The sequence below is a fragment of the Streptomyces sp. NPDC054872 genome (assembly GCF_053610705.1).
In genome coordinates this window covers 315500-333558 of the sequence record NZ_JBSGYY010000003.1, presented here as the reverse complement: position 1 = coordinate 333558, position 18059 = coordinate 315500, and the positions used below count along the sequence as shown (strand labels likewise).

At 70.6% G+C, this 18059-nt stretch carries 18 protein-coding genes; 8 read left to right on the top strand and 10 right to left on the bottom strand.

Features of this window, described 5'->3' with window-relative positions; all coding sequences use genetic code 11:
- Nucleotides 1-78 precede the first annotated feature (78 nt).
- Nucleotides 79-825, bottom strand: coding sequence for a hypothetical protein (locus ACWGIH_RS05555; RefSeq protein ID WP_453451252.1), 747 nt, complete (start codon nucleotides 823-825; stop codon nucleotides 79-81).
- Between the two features lie 162 nt (nucleotides 826-987).
- On the opposite strand from ACWGIH_RS05555, the gene ACWGIH_RS05550 reads away from it, so the two are divergent.
- Complete coding sequence (locus tag ACWGIH_RS05550; protein ID WP_453451251.1) at nucleotides 988-1386, top strand: VOC family protein; 399 nt, start codon at nucleotides 988-990, stop codon at nucleotides 1384-1386.
- A gap of 16 nt (nucleotides 1387-1402) precedes the next feature.
- On the opposite strand, the gene ACWGIH_RS05545 is transcribed toward ACWGIH_RS05550, so the two are convergent.
- Nucleotides 1403-1651, bottom strand: a complete 249-nt coding sequence (locus tag ACWGIH_RS05545) for a hypothetical protein (protein WP_453451250.1) — start codon at nucleotides 1649-1651, stop codon at nucleotides 1403-1405.
- 406 nt (nucleotides 1652-2057) lie between these two features.
- Here ACWGIH_RS05545 and ACWGIH_RS05540 point away from each other — a divergent pair, with 406 nt between their 5' ends.
- Complete coding sequence (locus tag ACWGIH_RS05540) at nucleotides 2058-2294, top strand: hypothetical protein (RefSeq protein WP_453691594.1); 237 nt, start codon at nucleotides 2058-2060, stop codon at nucleotides 2292-2294.
- Between the two features lie 3 nt (nucleotides 2295-2297).
- The gene (locus ACWGIH_RS05535; protein ID WP_453452254.1) at nucleotides 2298-3641 is read left to right on the top strand and encodes a phosphodiester glycosidase family protein; all 1344 of its coding nucleotides are present in this window, start codon (nucleotides 2298-2300) and stop codon (nucleotides 3639-3641) included.
- Here ACWGIH_RS05535 and ACWGIH_RS05530 read toward each other — a convergent pair.
- Nucleotides 3631-4887 carry a cytochrome P450 family protein gene (locus ACWGIH_RS05530; protein ID WP_453452253.1) on the bottom strand — a complete coding sequence of 419 codons (1257 nt, stop codon included), beginning with the start codon at nucleotides 4885-4887 and terminating at the stop codon, nucleotides 3631-3633. The two genes, ACWGIH_RS05535 and ACWGIH_RS05530, sit on opposite strands and share 11 nt — an antisense overlap.
- 229 nt (nucleotides 4888-5116) lie before the next feature.
- On the opposite strand from ACWGIH_RS05530, the gene ACWGIH_RS05525 reads away from it, so the two are divergent.
- A complete protein-coding gene (locus tag ACWGIH_RS05525) occupies nucleotides 5117-7336 on the top strand; it encodes an NADP-dependent isocitrate dehydrogenase (protein WP_453452252.1) in 2220 nt (739 codons plus the stop codon).
- A 148-nt stretch (nucleotides 7337-7484) separates the two neighbouring features.
- Nucleotides 7485-8663 carry an acyl-CoA dehydrogenase family protein gene (locus tag ACWGIH_RS05520; RefSeq protein ID WP_453452251.1) on the top strand — a complete coding sequence of 393 codons (1179 nt, stop codon included), beginning with the start codon at nucleotides 7485-7487 and terminating at the stop codon, nucleotides 8661-8663.
- A gap of 16 nt (nucleotides 8664-8679) precedes the next feature.
- Here the strand turns inward: ACWGIH_RS05520 and ACWGIH_RS05515 are convergent, their stop codons facing one another.
- Entirely contained in the window at nucleotides 8680-9159 is a 480-nt protein-coding gene (locus ACWGIH_RS05515) for an ATP-binding protein (RefSeq protein WP_453452250.1), read from the bottom strand.
- Nucleotides 9160-9279: 120 nt separating this feature from the next.
- Between ACWGIH_RS05515 and ACWGIH_RS05510 the strand changes: the two genes are divergently transcribed.
- Nucleotides 9280-9657 (top strand): STAS domain-containing protein, encoded by a 378-nt coding sequence (locus ACWGIH_RS05510; protein ID WP_453452249.1) that lies wholly within the window; start codon nucleotides 9280-9282, stop codon nucleotides 9655-9657.
- Between the two features lie 38 nt (nucleotides 9658-9695).
- On the opposite strand, the gene ACWGIH_RS05505 is transcribed toward ACWGIH_RS05510, so the two are convergent.
- From ACWGIH_RS05505 to ACWGIH_RS05480, 6 genes are all read right to left on the bottom strand, one after another.
- The gene (locus ACWGIH_RS05505) at nucleotides 9696-11303 is read right to left on the bottom strand and encodes a SpoIIE family protein phosphatase (RefSeq protein WP_453452248.1); all 1608 of its coding nucleotides are present in this window, start codon (nucleotides 11301-11303) and stop codon (nucleotides 9696-9698) included.
- Nucleotides 11300-12706: a sensor histidine kinase gene (locus tag ACWGIH_RS05500; RefSeq protein WP_453452259.1), complete on the bottom strand. Its 1407-nt coding sequence runs from the start codon at nucleotides 12704-12706 to the stop codon at nucleotides 11300-11302. The genes ACWGIH_RS05505 and ACWGIH_RS05500 overlap by 4 nt, the downstream gene beginning before the upstream one ends.
- 68 nt (nucleotides 12707-12774) lie before the next feature.
- On the bottom strand, nucleotides 12775-13875 hold the full coding sequence (locus ACWGIH_RS05495) for an ATP-binding SpoIIE family protein phosphatase (protein ID WP_453452247.1): 1101 nt from the start codon (nucleotides 13873-13875) through the stop codon (nucleotides 12775-12777).
- The gene (locus ACWGIH_RS05490; RefSeq protein WP_453452258.1) at nucleotides 13863-14270 is read right to left on the bottom strand and encodes an ATP-binding protein; all 408 of its coding nucleotides are present in this window, start codon (nucleotides 14268-14270) and stop codon (nucleotides 13863-13865) included. The genes ACWGIH_RS05495 and ACWGIH_RS05490 overlap by 13 nt, the downstream gene beginning before the upstream one ends.
- Nucleotides 14271-14281: 11 nt before the next feature.
- A complete protein-coding gene (locus tag ACWGIH_RS05485; protein ID WP_453452246.1) occupies nucleotides 14282-14653 on the bottom strand; it encodes an STAS domain-containing protein in 372 nt (123 codons plus the stop codon).
- Nucleotides 14650-15501, bottom strand: coding sequence for an STAS domain-containing protein (locus ACWGIH_RS05480; protein ID WP_453452257.1), 852 nt, complete (start codon nucleotides 15499-15501; stop codon nucleotides 14650-14652). The genes ACWGIH_RS05485 and ACWGIH_RS05480 overlap by 4 nt, the downstream gene beginning before the upstream one ends.
- A 256-nt stretch (nucleotides 15502-15757) precedes the next feature.
- On the opposite strand from ACWGIH_RS05480, the gene ACWGIH_RS05475 reads away from it, so the two are divergent.
- Both ACWGIH_RS05475 and ACWGIH_RS05470 read left to right on the top strand, forming a co-directional pair.
- Nucleotides 15758-17131, top strand: a complete 1374-nt coding sequence (locus ACWGIH_RS05475) for an MFS transporter (RefSeq protein WP_453452245.1) — start codon at nucleotides 15758-15760, stop codon at nucleotides 17129-17131.
- Nucleotides 17132-17195: 64 nt separating this feature from the next.
- Complete coding sequence (locus ACWGIH_RS05470) at nucleotides 17196-18056, top strand: shikimate dehydrogenase (protein WP_453452244.1); 861 nt, start codon at nucleotides 17196-17198, stop codon at nucleotides 18054-18056.
- Nucleotides 18057-18059: the final 3 nt, after the last annotated feature.

The following is an 18059-nucleotide window of genomic DNA, read 5'->3' as shown; positions in this document are numbered from 1 at the left end:
GCTTTCGTCGGGATCTGATCCCTCGAACATGGCGCCGTGATAATGGAGTTCGACCTTACGGCGGCGATGCGGGGGCGGTCAGTCGACCGGTGAGGTCTCGGTGATGGCGTACGCCTCGAGACCCGGAGCCGCGAGGAGATCCGCGACGCAGGCCGCCGATCCGCCGACGTACGTGCTCACCAGATCGACGTCTCCGGCCACGCACCAGGCACGGTCCTCGGGCCACCAGAGATCGGGGAGCTCGGGTGCCGCCTCGTCGGGTTCGCCCCCGGGAACGGGGAACGCGGGTGAGTCGGCGTCGTCCAGCGGCCCGGAGAGAAGGATCTCGTGGCGGCCGGGCGTGCGGAACACGGGATAGCCGTCCCAGTTGTACTGGCCGTACCCCTCCCAGAGTCCGTACCAGCAGCGGTCGGGGGTGCGGGTGTGCCCGGCCAGCACGGAGATCAGGGCGCGGGCCACGCCGGCGGGGGTCGGGCCCTCATCGGGGTGCTCGTCCCAGACACCGGGGACGGCCGGGGTGTCCTCGTTGCGGTAGAGAAGCCGGTCCCCGAGGCCGATCAGCTCGTGCCAGCGTGTCGCCGCCGACACCGGCCGGCCGTACACGGCGGCCACCTGGTCCCACCGCACCGGTTTCGTGCCGAGCCGGGCCGGGTGCAGGATCCGCGCGTACGCGTCGAAGCCGGGGGCGCAGACTCCCGCGACGGTGCCGAATCCGTCGTCGTGGGGCGGGCGTTGCTCCAGCCAGTGGGCGGGCGAAAGATCGTGCCGCTCCACGCGGAGACGGCCGTAGGCGGACGGGGGCTGGCATTGGTCGACGAGGCGCATGCACACAGTGTCGCCCGCGCCGCGGCGCCCCACGGCCCACACGGGGATGCCGATTGAGCCGGGCGGGGCTGGGCACTCGGACAGCCGTGGGGCGGCCGGCTGAGCGGCCGCCCGTCTCCATTCCGATCCATGCCGACTTGATGCCGACCGAAGAGGGACCCCATGGGTGTGAAGAAGACCGCTGTCATCGTTCTGGACTGCGCGAAACCCGAGGAGCTCGCGGAGTTCTACGCGGGATTGCTCGGAGGCACGGCCGGCATGGGCACCGACCCCGACTACGTCGAGGTGTACGACGAGCAGGGCCTCTGCATGGCGATCCACCGCGACTACGGTTACGCGCCTCCGAGCTGGCCGCGCCCCGAGGACTCCCAGCAGGCGCACCTCAGGATCCTGGTGGACCGCGGCGACATCGACGAGGCGGAGCGCGAGGCCATCGGCCTGGGCGCCCGGCCCGTGGACACCAAGGACAACTCAGGACCCCGGGACACCCGGACGTACAGCGACCCGGCGGGGCACTCGTTCACTCTTGCCGTGACCGCCGAGCCGAGGGTGACCCACTGAGCGCGGTGTCTCCCGGTCAGCCGGAGGGCTCGTCCGGCACCGGCTGGTCCGGGCGCACGCCGCCCGAGTGCGGCGCACCGCGCCGTCCGGTGCCCGCCTCGTCCGTGTCCGGTACGTCGTCGTCGGCGTCCGGAGCGTTGCCGGTGGTGGCCGAATCGTCGTCCGGCTCCCAGTGGTCCTCCTCGTCCGACGCCTGCTGATCGGGCAGATCCCTCGGTACGGGTGTCTCGTCCTCGCCCCGGGTCTCGGGCAGTTCCTCGCTCACGGCGTTCCCTCCAGTCCTCGTCACTTCGTTCCGCGCGGTCGCACGGCGGCTTCCGCTGCGCAGGCGCGGCTACCCGCCGTGCCCGCGGCAACACCTCGTACTGGTTCACCGTGGACCGCCGGGGGCGGGTCGGCCACACGAGCGGGGCCGGTTGCCGGGCCGAGCCCGGACCGAGAAGGCCAGGGCGAGGGCAGCCGGCACCGAGTGCGCACCACCGCCCGGGACGACTGAATCCGATCGCGGACGTGGCAAGCGGGGCCTGTTCCCCGGGCGGACTTCTGGTATTCACTCCTGGGATCGGTCGCCGTCCGCGCGCTCGCGTTCGCTGCGTGTCGACGCGCGTTCCGAGCGCTCCGCGCCCGCGTCCATGTCCCCGCAGGTGTACCTACGCGATCCAGGAGTCCCCGTGGCCCTTGCCCGCCGACCCTTCAGAGCCGCCGCGAAGGCCTCGGTGGTCGCCGTCGCCGCCGCGGGGCTCCTCGCCCACGGCGTCGTCGTCGACCGCCATGGGGACACGGCGGCGGCCGCCACCCCAACTGCCTTCGTCCCCGCGCCGGTCGCCGACTGGCCGCGCGAGCGCCTTGCCTCCGGGGTCGATCTCTATCAGGGGAGCGTCCCGGGCCGTCCCGGCGCCGACCACTGAACGGTGACGGTGCGCGCGAACGGCGCGCACCTCGCCGCCGAGCGGGACGCGCGGGCGCTGGCCCGGAAGGTGCGCGGGGCCGGGTTCGGCGCGCGTGCCGAGGCGGTCACATGGCCGCGGGGCTCCGACCGGCACGGGGTGGTCGGGGTGCGGGTGCGGGTGGGGGAGTACGACACGCGGGCCGAGGCGGACTCCCGGCGCGAGGCGCTCGCCGGCGCCGGGTTCGACGCGGTGAGCGAGTGGACCGGCGCCGACGGCGTACCCGGCACCGGAGTGGCCCGCGTCAAGGTCGCCGTCATCGATCCGAAGCGCTACGGCGGCGCGATGAAGGGCACGTACGGCGCGGGTGTCGCGGGCCGCGAGACGGTGAGCGCCATGGCCGCGGGCGACGACGCCCTGCTCGGTGTCAACGCGGGTTTCTTCGTCATGGAGGGCAGGGACGGCGTGCCGGGCGCGGCGGCCGGCATCGCCGCGTACGACGGGGAGTTGCAGAGCGCGGCGACCGGCGGCCGGATCGCCGCGGTGCTGCGCGGCGACGGCCTGCGCCCCGAGTTCAAGAAGCTCAGGACCGAGCTCCGGGTCCGCGCGGGGGAGGCCTCCGCGGTCGTGGACGGCATCAACCGCGTGCCGGGCCTGGTCCGCAACTGCGGCGGTGTCGGCGGCGATTCCCCGACCGAACGCCCGCAGCACGATGTGACCTGCACCGACCCCGACGAGATCGTGAAGTTCACCGACGAGCTCGGCGCGGGCACCCCGGCGGGCGAGGGGGTCGAGGCGGTGCTCGACGCGAGCGGACACGTACGGGAGGTGCGTGCGCGCGGCGGCGCGGTGCCGGAAGGAGGCAGTGTCCTCGCGGGTATCGGCGCGGGCGCCACCTGGCTGCGTACGCACGCGAAGCCCGGCGGCGCGTTGCACGTGGACCAGCGGATTCTCGACGAGCGGGGCCGGAAGCTGAGGCTGGGCCCGCAGGACGACATCGTCAACGGCGGCCCCGAGCTGGTGCGCGGCGGCAAGGTCGCGGTCAACTACGGCGCCGACGGCATCGAGCGCGCCGGTGACCGTTCCTTCGCGTACACCTGGGGCATCAAGCGCAACCCGCGCATGCTCCTGGGCGTCGACCGGCAGGGCCGCCTGCTCCTGGTGGGGGCGGACGGCCGGCAGCCCGGATTCAGCGACGGCCTAGGCCTGGGCGAGGGGGCGGAACTGATGAAGTCACTGGGCGCGGTGCACGCCATGGCCCTGGACGGCGGCGGCTCCGTCACGATGACGGTGAACGGCAAGGTCATCAACGCTCCGTCGGACGGCACCGAACGCCCGGTGGGCGACGCGCTGTTGCTCACACGCTGACGGGGACGTGCCGGGGCCCTCGGACCAACAGGCCCGGACGGTAGGGGAGGTGTGCCGGGTCGGCCGTCAGGCGGAGGGTGGGGAAGGCCGCAAGGAGCCGGGGGAGCGCGATCGTCGCCTCCAGGCGGGCGAGCCGGGAGCCGACGCAGAAGTGGGGTCCGTGGCCGAAGGCGGTGTGGGGCGCCGTGCGGGTTCCCGCGGGCGTCTCGTCCCGGAGATGGCGGCCGGGGCGGAAGGCGTCCGGGTCGGGGAAGTGGCGCGGGTCGCGGTTGGCCGCGGCGAGTACCGCGAGGACGGAGGCGCCCGCGGGTATGACCACGCCCTCGCCGAGGTCCACCTCCTCGGTCGTGTGCCGCCACGTCGTGCCCTCCAGGGGGCTGGCGTGGCGCAACGTCTCCTCGACGACGGCGGGCCAGCGCGCGGGATCGCGGCGGGCCGCCGCCAGCTCCTCGGGATGCGTGAGCAGCAACAGCGACGCCGATGCCAGCAGGTTCATCGTGGTCTCGTAACCCGCGAAGAGGAGGAGGAACGCCATGGCGAGCAGTTCCCCGTCGTCCAGGCCGCCCTCCTGGCAGGCGGTGGTGTCCCGCGTCAGCGTGCTGAACAGGTCGGGTCCCGGTGTGCGCCGCTTGCGGGCGATGAGCTCGGTGAAATAGCCGTACAGGCCCGTCCACGCCTCGTCCACCGCGCCCGGCTCCAGCGCGTCGGCGGGAGAACCGACCCGGTAGGTCCAGTCCCGCAGATCCGCCCGGTCGGCCTCCGGCACCCCGAGCACCTCGCCGATGACCAGCACGGGCAGCGGAAAGGCGAAGGCGTCCACGAGGTCCGCGCTCCCCTCCTGTCGGAGCTGTCGCGCCATCTCCCGCAGGAGTCCGGCGGTCAGCTCCTCGATCCGGGGCCGCAGCGCGTCGACGCGGCGCGGGGCGAACGCCGCGGTGGTCAGGCGCCGCAGCCGGGTGTGGTCGGGGGCGTCGGAGTTGAGCATGTGCCGGGCCAGGCAGGCGCGGGCGTGCTGTCCTGCCGTGTCCGCGTTCTCCTTGGGCCGCCCGGCACCCCGCGGGGGCACGTTCGAGAAGCGGGGGTCGGCGAGAACGGCCCGCGTCCGCTCATACCCGGTGACGAGCCAGGCGTACGTCCCGTTGGCGAGCGGGACCCGCACGGCGGGCCCCTGGTCGCGCAGGCGGGCGTAGTACGGAAACGGGTCGCGTGCGAAGGCGGGATCGGCGGGATCCAGGGGAGCGATCATCCGCTCATCCTCGCCGCGCGGGCCCGGCCACAAAGGCCCTGTCACCGCCAGGAACCACGGACCGGACCTTGTGGGAACCGAACAGCAACCGTCAGTGGCCGGGTGAACAGCGGAGCGTGACGAGAGCTACGGGCTGTGACGTCCGCAATGCGGGGCCGCTTCGTGGAAGCGGGCGATCACGAGATATCTTGATGTCGAGCAATGTTGCAGACGTGGAGCGGAGCACCCGGTGACTGACTCGACCATCATCTACACCCAGACCGACGAGGCCCCGGCCCTCGCGACCTATTCGTTCTTGCCGGTGGTCAGGGCCTACGCCTCGACGGCCGGGGTCGCCGTGGAGAGCCGTGACATCTCCCTGGCGGGGCGCATCATCGCTCTCTTCCCCGAGTTCCTCGAGGAGAGCCAGCGCATCGACGACGCCCTCGCCGAGCTGGGCGAGCTGGCCAAGACGCCCGGCGCGAACATCATCAAGCTGCCGAACATCTCGGCCTCGATCCCGCAGCTGAAGGCGGCCGTCGCCGAGCTTCAGTCGCAGGGCTACGCGCTGCCGAACTACCCGGACGACCCGAAGACCGACGCGGAGAAGGACATCCGCGCCCGTTACGACAAGGTCAAGGGCAGCGCCGTCAACCCGGTCCTGCGCGAGGGCAACTCCGACCGCCGTGCCCCCGCCTCGGTGAAGAACTACGCCAAGGCGCACCCGCACCGCATGGGCGCCTGGACGGGCGACTCGAAGACGAACGTCGCCACCATGGGCGTCGACGACTTCCGCTCCACCGAGAAGTCCGCGACCATCGCCGACGCCGGCACCCTGCGCATCGAGTTCACGGGCGAGGACGGCAGCACCACGGTCCTGCGCGAGTCCGTACCGGTCCTCGCGGGTGAGGTCGTCGACGCGGCCGTCATGCGGACGGCCAAGCTGCGTGAGTTCCTCACCGCGCAGATCGCCAAGGCCAAGGCCGACGGCGTGCTGTTCTCCGTGCACCTCAAGGCCACGATGATGAAGGTCTCCGACCCGATCATCTTCGGCCATGTCGTGCGCGCCTTCTTCCCGAAGACGTTCGCCGCGTACGGCGAGGCCCTTGCCGGCGCGGGCCTGAGCCCGAACGACGGCCTCGGCGGCATCCTCAACGGCCTCGACGCGCTTCCCGAGGGCGAGCAGATCAAGGCGTCCTTCGAGGCCGAGCTGGCCGAGGGCCCCGAGCTCGCGATGGTCGACTCCGACAAGGGCATCACGAACCTGCACGTGCCCTCCGACGTCATCGTCGACGCCTCGATGCCCGCGATGATCCGCACCTCCGGCCACATGTGGGGCCCGGACGGCGGCGAGCACGACACCCTGGCCGTCCTGCCGGACTCCAGCTACTCCGGCGTGTACCAGGTCGTCATCGACGACTGCCGCGTCAACGGCGCCTTCGACCCGGCGACGATGGGCTCGGTGCCCAACGTCGGCCTCATGGCGCAGAAGGCCGAGGAGTACGGCAGCCACGACAAGACCTTCGAGATCGCCGCGCCCGGCACGGTGCGTGTCCTGAACGAGGCCGGCGACGTCGTCCTGGAGCAGGCCGTCTCCACCGGTGACATCTTCCGGATGTGCCAGGCCAAGGACGCCCCGATCCGCGACTGGGTCAAGCTGGCCGTCAACCGCGCCCGCGCGACCGGCTCGCCGGCCGTCTTCTGGCTCGACGAGACCCGCGCGCACGACGCGCAGCTCATCGAGAAGGTCAAGGCGTACCTGCCCGAGCACGACACCGATGGTCTGCAGATCGAGATCATGTCGCCGGTGGACGCGACCGCGTTCTCCCTGGAGCGCATCCGTCGCGGCGAGGACACCATCTCGGTCACCGGCAACGTGCTCCGTGACTACCTCACGGACCTGTTCCCGATCCTGGAGCTCGGCACCAGCGCGAAGATGCTCTCCATCGTTCCGCTCATGAACGGCGGCGGCCTCTTCGAGACGGGCGCGGGCGGCTCCGCCCCCAAGCACGTCCAGCAGCTGGTCCGCGAGAACTACCTGCGCTGGGACAGCCTGGGTGAGTTCCTCGCCCTCGCCTCCAGCTTCGAGCACCTCGCGCAGACCACGGACAACGCCAGCGCCCAGGTCCTGGCCGACACCCTCGACCGCGCGACGGCGACGTTCCTGGAGAAGGACAAGTCGCCGACCCGTCGCGTCGGCGGCATCGACAACCGCGGCAGCCACTTCTACCTGGCCACGTACTGGGCCCAGGAGCTGGCCAAGCAGACCGCGGACGCCAAGCTCGCCGAGGCGTTCGCCCCGCTGGCCAAGACGCTGGTCGAGCAGGAGCAGACGATCGTCGACGAGCTGAACGGCGTCCAGGGCTCGCCCGCCGACATCGGCGGCTACTACCAGCCCGACGAGGCCAAGGCCGCATCCGTGATGCGCCCGTCGGCGACGCTGAACAAGGCGCTCGACCTTCTGGGCTGAGTGAACTCCGGCTGACACAGGTCCGCCCCGGCAGCGATATGGCTGCCGGGGCGGACCTGTATGCGTGGCCATTCCCTATTACTGAAACGCGTTCTACTGTGTGCGCCGTCAACCCGAACCCGGGGAGCCAGCGGAAGCAGGAGGGGCCGTGCACCTCGAATACACGCCTGAGCAGCGGCAGTTGCGCACCGAGCTGCGCGCGTACTTCGCCGAGCTGGTGCCCGACAACGCGTACGCGCGGTACGCCGATCCCGCCACGCAGAAGCAGTTCTACCGGGAGACCATCCGCCGTCTCGGCGGCGACGGATGGCTCGGTGTCGGGTGGCCCGAGGAGTACGGCGGCCGTGGGCTCTCGCCGATGGAGCAGTTCATCTTCTTCGACGAGGCCGCGCAGGCAGGCGTCCCGCTGCCGTTGATGGCCCTGAACACCGTCGGGCCGACGCTGATGCAGTTCGGTACGCAGGAGCAGAAGGCGTACTTCCTGCCGAAGATCCTCTCCGGGGAGCTCGACTTCGCGATCGGCTACAGCGAGCCGGACGCGGGCACCGACCTCGCGGCTCTCAAGACGAAGGCGGTCAGGGAGGGCGATCAGTATGTAGTCAACGGACAGAAGATCTGGACCACCAACGGCGACACCGCCGACTGGGTCTGGCTCGCCGTCCGCACCGACCCGGACGCCCCGCCCCACAAGGGCATCACCATGCTCCTCGTGCCGACGAGCGACCCCGGCTACTCCTGCACCATCATCAACACCCTCGCCTCGCATGACACCACGGCGAGCTACTACGAGAACATCCGCGTACCGGTCTCGCGCCGCGTGGGCGAGGAGAACAAGGGCTGGCGGCTCATCACCAACCAGCTCAACCACGAACGCGTCACGCTCGCCGCCCACGGCACGATGGCCATCCGCGCCTTCCACGACGTGCAGCGCTGGGCGGCCGACACCAAGCTCGCCGACGGCCGCCGCGTCATCGACCTCGGCTGGGTCCGCGGGCGGCTGGCCAGGACGCACACCAAGCTGGACGCGATGAAACTCCTCAACTGGCAGATGGTGAACGCCGTCCAGGAGGGCACCCTCACCCCCCAGGACGCCTCCGCCGTGAAGGTGTACGGCTCCGAGGCGCGCCGGGACGCGTACGCCTGGCTCATGGAAGTGGTCGGTTCGGCGGGCTCACTCAAGGAGGGCTCCGCCGGCGCCGTCCTGCACGGCGAGCTCGAACGCGGCTACCGAAGCGCCGTCATCTTCACCTTCGGCGGCGGCAACAACGAGATCCAGCGCGAGATCATCTCCTGGATCGGTCTGGGGATGCCGCGGGTGCGCCGCTGACGCCGTGCCCCGAGGATCAGGTGCTGCTCAGGTCGTCGAGCAGCGCGATGGTGACCGTGATGCTCTTGCCTGACGCCTCCTGTCGCGTCTCGAAGCCCTGCGCCACGGCCAGCACGATCTCCAGTCCGTGCTGGCCCACCCGGCCCGCGTCGGCGGCGCGGGCCCTCGGCAGGACCGGTGCGGAGTCGCGCACCACCACCTCGACCGCCCCGCCGGTGATCCGCAGGTTCACCAGGACGGGGCCGGGGGCGTACTTGAGGGCGTTGGTCACCAACTCGCTGATGACCAACTGCGTCACCTCCATCGCGCGCCGCGACACGGGAAGGCCGTGATCGGCCCGCATCCGAGCGAGGAACCCGGTGGCCAGATGCCGCGCCCGCGCGATGCACGCGACGGACCCGTCCAACGCGAAGGCGAGCGTCGTGGCGTGCGTCGAGTCCGTCGTCTTCGCGGTCTCCGCGGACGGTTCGGCCGACGACGTGCCGTCGTCACACACGGCGTGGCTCGCAGATCATTCCGATTCGCCCTTCCGCACGGCCTGCCCGGCCTACTGGCATCGGGTGTACGTTACCGTCGGCCCGACACACGTGGCTCCGAATGTGCAAGCATCGTCAGCATGGCTGAGGAACGAATGGCTAGCAGCGAACGAGCCCAGCGGACTGAGCAGTTCTCAGTCTTCTCCACGCCTCTTGAGGACGTCACGGTTCTGACGCTCGCCGGTGAGATCGACCTGGACACCAGTGCTGACGTACGCCGGGCGCTCGCAGCCGCCACAGCGCCCCGTGCCCGCGTCGTGGTGGATCTGCGACGCGTCACCTTCATCGACTCCAGTGCCATCAACGTCTTCATCGCCGCCCACCGTGATCTCACCGGGGCCGGCGGCCGGCTGTGTCTCGCGGGCCCCGCGGAGTCCGTGACCCGGACCCTGGAGATCGTCGGCATCGACGCCTTCATCGAGATCCTCCCGACACTCGGCGAAGCCCTCGACAAGTGACCTCTTCTCCGCCGCCTCATCGGCCCGGACGTTCCTGATCAGCGCAGATCAGCGGCGAGCAAGGCGATGTCGTCGTCCTTCCCTCTTCCGAACCTGTCCAGGAGATGGTCGCTGAGGTCCTGCAGTCCGGGCGGGCCGGCCGTCACCGCCTCCATGAAGGCGGTGAGCGTGACGCTCAGGGAGATGTTGCGCACCTCCACCAGCCCGTCGGTGACGAGCAGCAGCCGGGTGCCCGGCGGTGTGGACAGGGCCGTCGGGGCCGGGTGGGGCGCACGCAGTCCGAGGATCGGTCCGTGGGGGGTGTGGAACCGCGCGTGACCGTCCGGGCCGATGACGAGCGGGGGGATGTGGCCGGCGTTGGCGACTTGCACACGCCGCCCGCCTGGTTCGACGAGGACCAGACAGAGCGTCGCCGTCACGGTCGGCTGCGAGTGGGCGAGAAGTGTTTCGAGGTGGCCGAGGATCTGCTGCGGCGGGTGTCCTTCAATGGCGTAGGCGCGCAGCGCGTGGCGCAACTCGCCCATCACGGTGGCCGCCCTGAGCGAGTGGCCGAGCACATCCCCTATCGCCAGCAACAGGCCGTCGGCGGTGGGGATCGCCTCGTAGAAATCGCCGCCGACCTCCGCGTTCTCGGCGGCGGGCAGATAGCGGAAGGCCAGGTCGATGCCGTCGACGGAAGGAAGGTCGCTCGGCAGGAAGGAGCGCTGCAGCGCCAGGGCGAGCGTGTGTTCCTCGTTGTAGGTGCGCAGCGCCTCCAGTGCCAGTGCGCAGGCGTGGGCCAGTTGTTGCAGGAGATGCTCGTCGTCCGTTCCGGTGAGCGCGTCGGAGGGGACGGCGAGGCAGACAGGGGGGCGTCCGCGCTTGGTCCGCGCCATCGCCATGGCGATGTGTCCGCCGCCGAGGTGGCTCGCGCGCAGCAACGCCTGCCACTGTCCCCGTGAGACCTGCGCGATCGTCGCACCGGTCCCGTCGCCCAGGCTCTGCTGGAGCAGCCGGTCGAGTACGTCCGCCCGTGCCGCGTACGTCCGGATGGCCGCGTCCGGGCCGTCGCTCGTGCTGTGGACCGCTTGCCCCTCGGGTGAGAGGAAGACCGCGCTGGCCGGGGACGACAGCAGCCGGGCTGCGCCCCCGGTGGCCGCCGAGGCGAAGGAGTGGAAGCCGACGGCGCTGTAGACGGACATGGTCGCTTCATTGAGGGTGAGGAGCCGCTCGGCCAGGTGCTCGGCCCGGCGCCGTGCTCTGGCGTAGCGCAGCGTGGCCGTGACCGTGGCGAGCAACTCATCGGGATCGAGGGGCTGGTTGAGGTAGGTGTCCGCGCCCCGCCGAAGCCCTTCGGCGTGGTCCTCCGCGCTGACGGCCGACGCCGAGATGTGGATGACGGGCAGGGCGGCCGTACCGGCGTTGCTCTTGATCTTCTCGCTCAGCTCGAACCCGCTCATGTCCGGCAGGCGCACGTCCACGATGGCGATCTCCGGCACGGGCTCGGCCGCCGCGGCGAGATGCCTGAGGCCCTCACCCGCGTTCTTCGCGCCGATCACCACATGTCCCGCACGCTCCAGCCAACTGGTGAGGAGGTACAGATTGGTCTCACTGTCCTCGACGACCAGGATGCTGGCGTGAGTGGCGTCCTGAGAGTTGTCGATCACTGTGCGCCTCCGCCGGCTTCCTCGTTGCGTCGGTCGGGTGGGTGGACGGGGACGAGCACTTCCACCCGGGTGCCGACCCCGAGCGTGCTGGTGAGCTTGAGTGTGCCCCCGAGGAGCTCGGTAAGGGTGCGGGCGTACGGCAGTCCGAGACCGGTCCCCGCATGCCCGCTCTGGTGGGGTCCTCGGACCTGATAGAACTCCTCGAAGACGCGGCTGAGTTCCTCCGCCGGGATACCGATTCCCGTGTCTGTGATGGTGACGCGCAGCGACGGTGACCGGTCGTCGTTCACGCCGATGTCCAGCCGCACTTCACCCTCGTCGGTGAACTTGCAGGCGTTGGACAGCAGGTTGCGCAGGACGTGGGTGAGGAGCTTCTCGTCCGTGACCACCGTGGGGAGACCCCTCAGATCCGGGGTGACGACCGAGATGCCCTTCCGTGCGTAGGTGCCTTCGAAGGTGGCGCTCAGCTGCGTCACGAGCAGACGCAGGTCGACCGGCGCGTGCTGGACGTCGAGCAGCCCCGATTCGGCCTTGACGACGTCGAGGAGGTCGCTGACGAGTGAGAGGACCGTCTGCCCCGACGCCTCGATCAACGTGATCTGTCGGCGTTGCTCCGCCGACAACGGCTCCGAGCCAGGGTTCAGCAGCAGCCGGGCCAGTGCGACGACGGCATTGATCGGTGCGCGCAGTTCGTGGCTGATGTTGGTCCAGAACCGTGTCTTCGCCTCGCTGGCCTCCCGGAGCTGCCGGGATTTCTCGTCCAGTTCCGAATGCAGGGCGAGCACACCGATGTTGGTGGTCTCCAGTTCCTTGGTGAGTTCCGAGTAGAGGGCGAGCACCCCCTGGTTGGTCTCCGTCAACTCCTTGTTGAGCCGGCGCAGGTCCTCGTTGAGCCGGCGCAGTTCTTCGCGCTGGGCGCGTGTCTCCTCCAGCGTCGTGATCAGATCGCGTGTCTGGGCCCTGAGGAAGTCGGCCTCCGTGCTCGGACCCGCCTGGACAAGGGCCTGCGCCAGGCGCTCGTCCATCTCGGCGGCCGTGAGGTGGTTCACGGGGAGCGGCTGTCGGACGGTGACGCGGCTGCCCGTCTCATGGGGAGCGAACTCGCTCACGACGATCCGGGAGACCAGTTGCAGGGTTTCCGGCGTCGGCTCCCGGCCGCCGGCCCACTCGAGCGTCACGACGAGAGTGGGCCGCTCGCCGGGCTCGGAGCGGAAGGCGACGGTGCTCGCACCCCAGACGAGGCGGTCCCGGCCCAACTCGCTCAGCGCGGTGGCCAGTCGGACCTGATCCTGGTGTTCGAGGCCGAGAGCCGCGGCAGCCCGCTGCGCGCCGCGTCTGAGCCGGAACACGTCCTGCGCGGAGGCGAGGCCGAGGGAGGCCGCCGTGCGCGGCCCGTGGCCCACGTCGGCGACGCGACGGCCGGGGTCGTGCCGGGGAGTGTCAGCAGGCACGTCCGTCCCGCCTTCGCTGGTCACCAGACCCCTTTCACCACCACGACGCCGGCATCGTCCCGGCGCACGCCGGCTTCACGCAACAACTGCCCGGCGATGACGAGCGGCGAATGCTGCAGAAGCCCGGGCAGAGCCGTGGGATCCCACCGCTCGGTGAGCCCGTCGGAATGCATGGTCAGGGCCCCGCCTTCGGGTAACTGCTCCTCGAACGTCCGCAGCCGACGCACGTTCGCGCCGACGATTCCGGGCACCGACAGAAGTGTCTTGCGGGCGTCGTGGCTGATGAGGAAGCCGCTGATGTTGCCGATGCCGCAGTACCGCACCCGTCCTCTCGCCGGTTCGATCCTGGCGACCGCCGCCGCGCCACCCCGGGTACCCCGAAGCGCGTGGTGCACCGCGTTCATGATTTCTTCCGGGTCGGTGGCGGGAGTGTCGTGGAACGCGTTCACGGCTGCCGTACTGGCGCGGGCCGCCAGCGGGCCGTGCCCCAGGCCGTCGCACATCATGACGAGAACGGCGGGGTGGGGGAGTCCGGTGCCGGTTCCAGTGCCGGTTCCGGTCCCCGTATCGGGGTCGAGTCGGGCACTCCAGGCGTCACCGCAGGTCATCTCGCCGCTGATGGGCCGCGTGACACCGGAGACGCACGGCCGTCCGGCCGACATGGCCGCCGTCACGCCCTGGTCGTCCGCCCGGCGCGACCAGAACTGTGCCGCCATGACCGTTCCCTTGCCGGGCACGGAGTGGATGTCGAAGTGGTCGGCAAGCCTGGCCACAGCACCGAGCCCGATGCCGAGTGTGCCGGCGCTGGAGGTCCCGTCGACCAGTGCGGCGGACACGTCGACCATGCCGGGCCCCGAGTCGACGGTGACGAACTCCACCGCGGCTTCCTCATGCGTGTGCAGCGTCCGGAGCAGCAGCGCACCGTCCGTGGCGTGGCGCTGGATGTTGGTGGCGGCCTCGGTGACGGCCAGGGCGACCTCGGCGGCACGATGCGTGTCGAGACCGATGCGCCGGGCCAGCGCGGCAGCCGCCCCGCGTGCCGCGCTCGGCAATGACGGACCGTCCCTGAACCAGCTCATGTCACGGCTGGCCAGTAGGATCCGGGTCCTCACCGGGCCCACTTGACGATGGTGACCGAGGTGCCCACGCCGACCTGCGTCACGAGTTCGAACTCGTCGACGAGGCGCCGGGCACCACTGAGCCCCAGGCCCAGACCGGAGCCCGAGGTCCAGCCGTCCGTCATCGCCTGTGCCACGTCCTCGATGCCGGGCCCGTCGTCCTTGAAGATCGCCGCGATCCCCCGGCGGCCGTCCTTCTCGACGATGCCCGACGTGACGGACCCGCCGCCCCCGTACACCAGGGTGTTGCGCGCCAGCTCGCTCGCCGCCGTGATCATCTTCGTCTGGTCCACGAGCGAGAGGCGGCATTGCTGTGCCAGGACGCGAATGGTCTGCCTGATGCCCACCACGTCCCTGTTGTGCGTGATGGAGCAGACCTGCGGCGCCTCATCAGGCAGCCAGGGCGCGTTCACGCCAGGTCCGTGGACGAGGAGCGCCGCAGCCGCGCCAGGCCTTTCTCGAGATCGAGTGCCGTGCTCACTCCGCCCAGTGAAAGGCCGAGTTCGACGAGAGTGATGGCGACGGCGGGCCGCATCCCGACCACCACGGTCCGGGCGTCGAGCATGCGGGAGATGTCCGCGATCGTCGCCAGCATGCGCCCGACGAAGGAGTCGACGATCTCCAGCGCCGTGATGTCGATGATGACGCCCCGAGCGGAGCGGTTCACGATCTGCTCGGCCAGGTCCTCCTGCAACTGCAGGACGGTCTGGTCCTCCAGATCGAACTGGATGGACACCACGAGCACGTCGCCGATCCGCAGGATCGGTACCCGCTCGGTCACAGCTGCCCGGTCGTGCGGGTGACCATCTCGACGCCCGACTTCTTCAGGGCCAGCTTGAGGGCGTCCGCGAGGCTCGCCTTGGTGACGATGCCGTCGAACTCGATGCCCAGCGCCACGATCGTCTGCGCGATCTGCGGGCGGATGCCGGAGACGGTGCACTCGGCCCCCATGAGGCGGGCCGCGACGATCGTCTTCAGCAGATGCTGGGCCACCTGTGTGTCCACCGCCGGTACGCCGGTGATGTCGATGATGGCCTGCTCGGAACCGGTGTCCACCAGTGCCTGGAGCAGCTTCTCCATGACGACCTGGGTCCGTGCGGAGTCCAGGGTGCCCACCAGGGGCACGGCGATGACGCCGTCCCACAGCCGCACCACCGGCGTGGAGAGTTCCATCAGCTGTTCGGCCTGCGCGGAGATGAGCTCCTCACGGGTCCGTGTGTACGTCTCGATCGTGAACAGGCCCAGGCCGTCCAGTACGCGGCTGAGGCGTCCGAAGGCACGGATCTCGTCGGCGGACCCGTCCTGGAGCACGGTTTCCAGGACCTGCTTCAGCGCGAAGACGCTCACCGCCGTCTCCGTGGGCGAGAAGCCCTGCCGTGCGCGGTTCCTCGACAGCTCCGTCAGGAGGGCCCGCACCTCTGACATCTCTTCGCCGTGCACATCGCGCGCACCCTGGCCCAGTGCCTGCACCAGTGCTTCGTGCAACTCATTGAGTTCGCGGGACAGTTCGGCGACGCTCACACGGCCTTTCAGCGTGCCCGAGACCTGCTGAACCCAGTCGCCGGCCAGGTCCCGGTCCTTGGCCGACAGCAACCCCACCAACTCGTCCGCACTGCCCAGTTCAGCCACGTGACTGCTCCCCATTTTTGTCATTTTCGGCCTAGCGCCGCAGCGTACGGCACGGTGATATGGCGGGTGAGGCGATCCGGCGAAGCTCACCGATCCGGGTCCGGACGTGCCGGCCGTCTGTTGCTGCCGGATGTATTGACACGGCCCGAGGGGCGGGCGAGCATCTCACCCAAGTTAATTAACTATCTAGTGCGTTAACTACGTCCCCTCGCGGTCTGCCCCCTCGTGGCCAGGCCGCTCTCCCCGAGGAGTTCACGTGTCCGCTCACCCGCAGGCCGATCAGCCACCGTCCGCGCCGCCCCAGGGCAGGCCACGCAAGGCCGCCTTCGCCGCCTGGATCGGCAGCGCGCTGGAGTACTACGACTTCTTCATCTACGGCAGTGCCGCCGCCCTCGTCTTCCCCAAGGTCTTCTTCGACCCGGACGACCCGGCCACCGGCACCCTGATCTCCCTGGCCACCTTCGGCGTCGCCTACGCGGCCCGGCCCCTCGGCGCGCTCGTGCTCGGCCACTTCGGCGACCGGCTCGGCCGCCGCAAGATCATGGTCTGGACGCTGATCCTGATGGGGCTCTCCACCTTCCTCATCGGCTGTCTGCCCACGTACGCCCAGGTCGGCACCATCGCCCCGGTGCTGCTCGTCCTGATGCGGGTGTTCCAGGGCCTGTCCGCGGCGGGTGAGCAGGCCAGCGCCAACGCGATGACGCTGGAACACGCGCCGGAGGACCGGCGCGGCTACTACACGAGCTTCACCCTCAACGGCACCCAGGCCGGTCAGCTCCTGGCGACCCTGGTGTTCCTGCCGGTCGCCGCACTGCCCGACGAGCAGCTCTACAGCTGGGGCTGGCGCATCCCGTTCCTGCTGAGCGCCCTCGTCGCGGTCGCCGGATACGTCATCCGCCGCACCCTCGACGAGACCCCCGTCTTCCAGCAGGTGTCCGCGGACCGTGAGGTGGCCAAGATGCCGCTGGCGGACCTGCTCAGGAACCACTGGGCCGACGTGCTGCGGGTGGTCGCCGCCGCGCTGATCGCCACGGTCAGCACGATCTTCTCCGTCTGGGCCCTCTCGTTCGCCACGAGCGACTCGGTCGGTCTCGACAAGACGGGCATGCTCTGGGTCGCGGGCAGCGCCAACGCCGTGGCCCTGCTCGCCATCCCGCTCTGGGCCAGGCTCTCCGACCGGATCGGCCGAAAGCCCGTCTTCCTCGTCGGGGCGATCGGCAGCGGAGTGATGATCTTCGTCTACCTGTGGGCGATCTCCACCGGCAACTACCCCTTGGTCTTCGTCACCGGAGTGCTGCTCTTCGGTGTCGTCTACAGCGCGGCGAACGGCATCTGGCCCTCGTTCTACGGTGAGATGTTCCCCGCCAGGGTCCGTCTCTCCGGCATGGCCATCGGCACCCAGATCGGCTTCGCCATCGCCGGCTTCGCGGTGACCTTCGCGGCCCAGATCGACGGCCCCGACGGCGACGACTGGCTCGGGGTCGCGATCTTCACCGCCGCCTTCTGCGCGATCTGCGCGGTCGCCGTGGCCACCGGGCGCGAGACGCACCGCGTGCCCACCGCCGAACTGGGACTGCGCGCCGGGCAGGCGAAGGCGCCGGCGGCCAAGCCCGAGGCCGCCGCCCTTTGAACCGGCCGCGCCTTGACCGCGCCCTCGTGAACGACCGTGCCAAGACGACCCACAGGAAGCATCGATGACCTCGTACCTCACCGGCCTGATCGGCTCCGGCATCGGCCCCTCCCTGAGCCCCGCCCTGCACGAACGCGAGGCGGACCGGCACGGTGTCCGCCTCGTCTACCGCACCCTCGACATCGACGTCCTTGGCGTCGCGCCCGAGGCCGTCGGGGAGTTGGTGCGCGCCGCCCGGCACCTCGGCTTCGACGGCCTGAACATCACCCACCCCTGCAAGCAACTGGTCATCGAGCACCTGGACGAGCTCGCCCCCGACGCCGCCGAGCTCGGCGCCGTCAACACCGTGGTCTTCAAGGACGGGCGTGCCATCGGGCACAACACCGATGCCACCGGCTTCGCCCAGTCCTTCGCCCGCGGCCTGGCCGACGCGCCGTCCGGTGACGTCGTCCAGTTCGGCGCGGGTGGCGCGGGCGCCGCGGTGGCGCACGCCCTGCTGAACCTCGGCGTCGACCGCGTCACCCTCATCGACACCGACCCGGCCCGCTCCGCCGCCCTCGCCGCCGCGCTGACCTCGCGCTTCGGCCCCGGCCGTGCGGCGTCCGCGTCCACCGCGGCGATGGCCGAGCGCCTCGCCGCCGCGGACGGCCTCGTCCACGCCACACCGACCGGCATGGTCGCGCACCCGGGCCTGCCCCTGCCGGCCGCGCTGCTCAGGCCCGGACTCTGGGTGGCCGAAGTCGTCTACCGTCCGCTGGAGACCGAGCTGTTGCGCGAGGCCCGCGCGATCGGCTGCCGCACCCTCGACGGCGGCGGGATGGCCGTATTCCAGGCGGCCGACGCCTTCCGGCTCTTCACCGGGCTCGAACCGCACACCGGACCGATGCTCGCCGACCTCGGCGATCTGGCCGCCTTCCCGGCCTGACAG

What these genes read in the sequence shown, in the direction of transcription:
- ACWGIH_RS05555 (WP_453451252.1), bottom strand. Translation starts at nt 825, where the DNA reads ATGCGCCTCGTCGACCAATGCCAGCCCCCGTCCGCCTACGGCCGTCTC.
- ACWGIH_RS05550 (WP_453451251.1), top strand. Translation starts at nt 988, where the DNA reads ATGGGTGTGAAGAAGACCGCTGTCATCGTTCTGGACTGCGCGAAACCC.
- ACWGIH_RS05530 (WP_453452253.1), bottom strand. Translation starts at nt 4,887, where the DNA reads ATGATCGCTCCCCTGGATCCCGCCGATCCCGCCTTCGCACGCGACCCG.
- ACWGIH_RS05510 (WP_453452249.1), top strand. Translation starts at nt 9,280, where the DNA reads ATGGCTGAGGAACGAATGGCTAGCAGCGAACGAGCCCAGCGGACTGAG.
- ACWGIH_RS05470 (WP_453452244.1), top strand. Translation starts at nt 17,196, where the DNA reads ATGACCTCGTACCTCACCGGCCTGATCGGCTCCGGCATCGGCCCCTCC.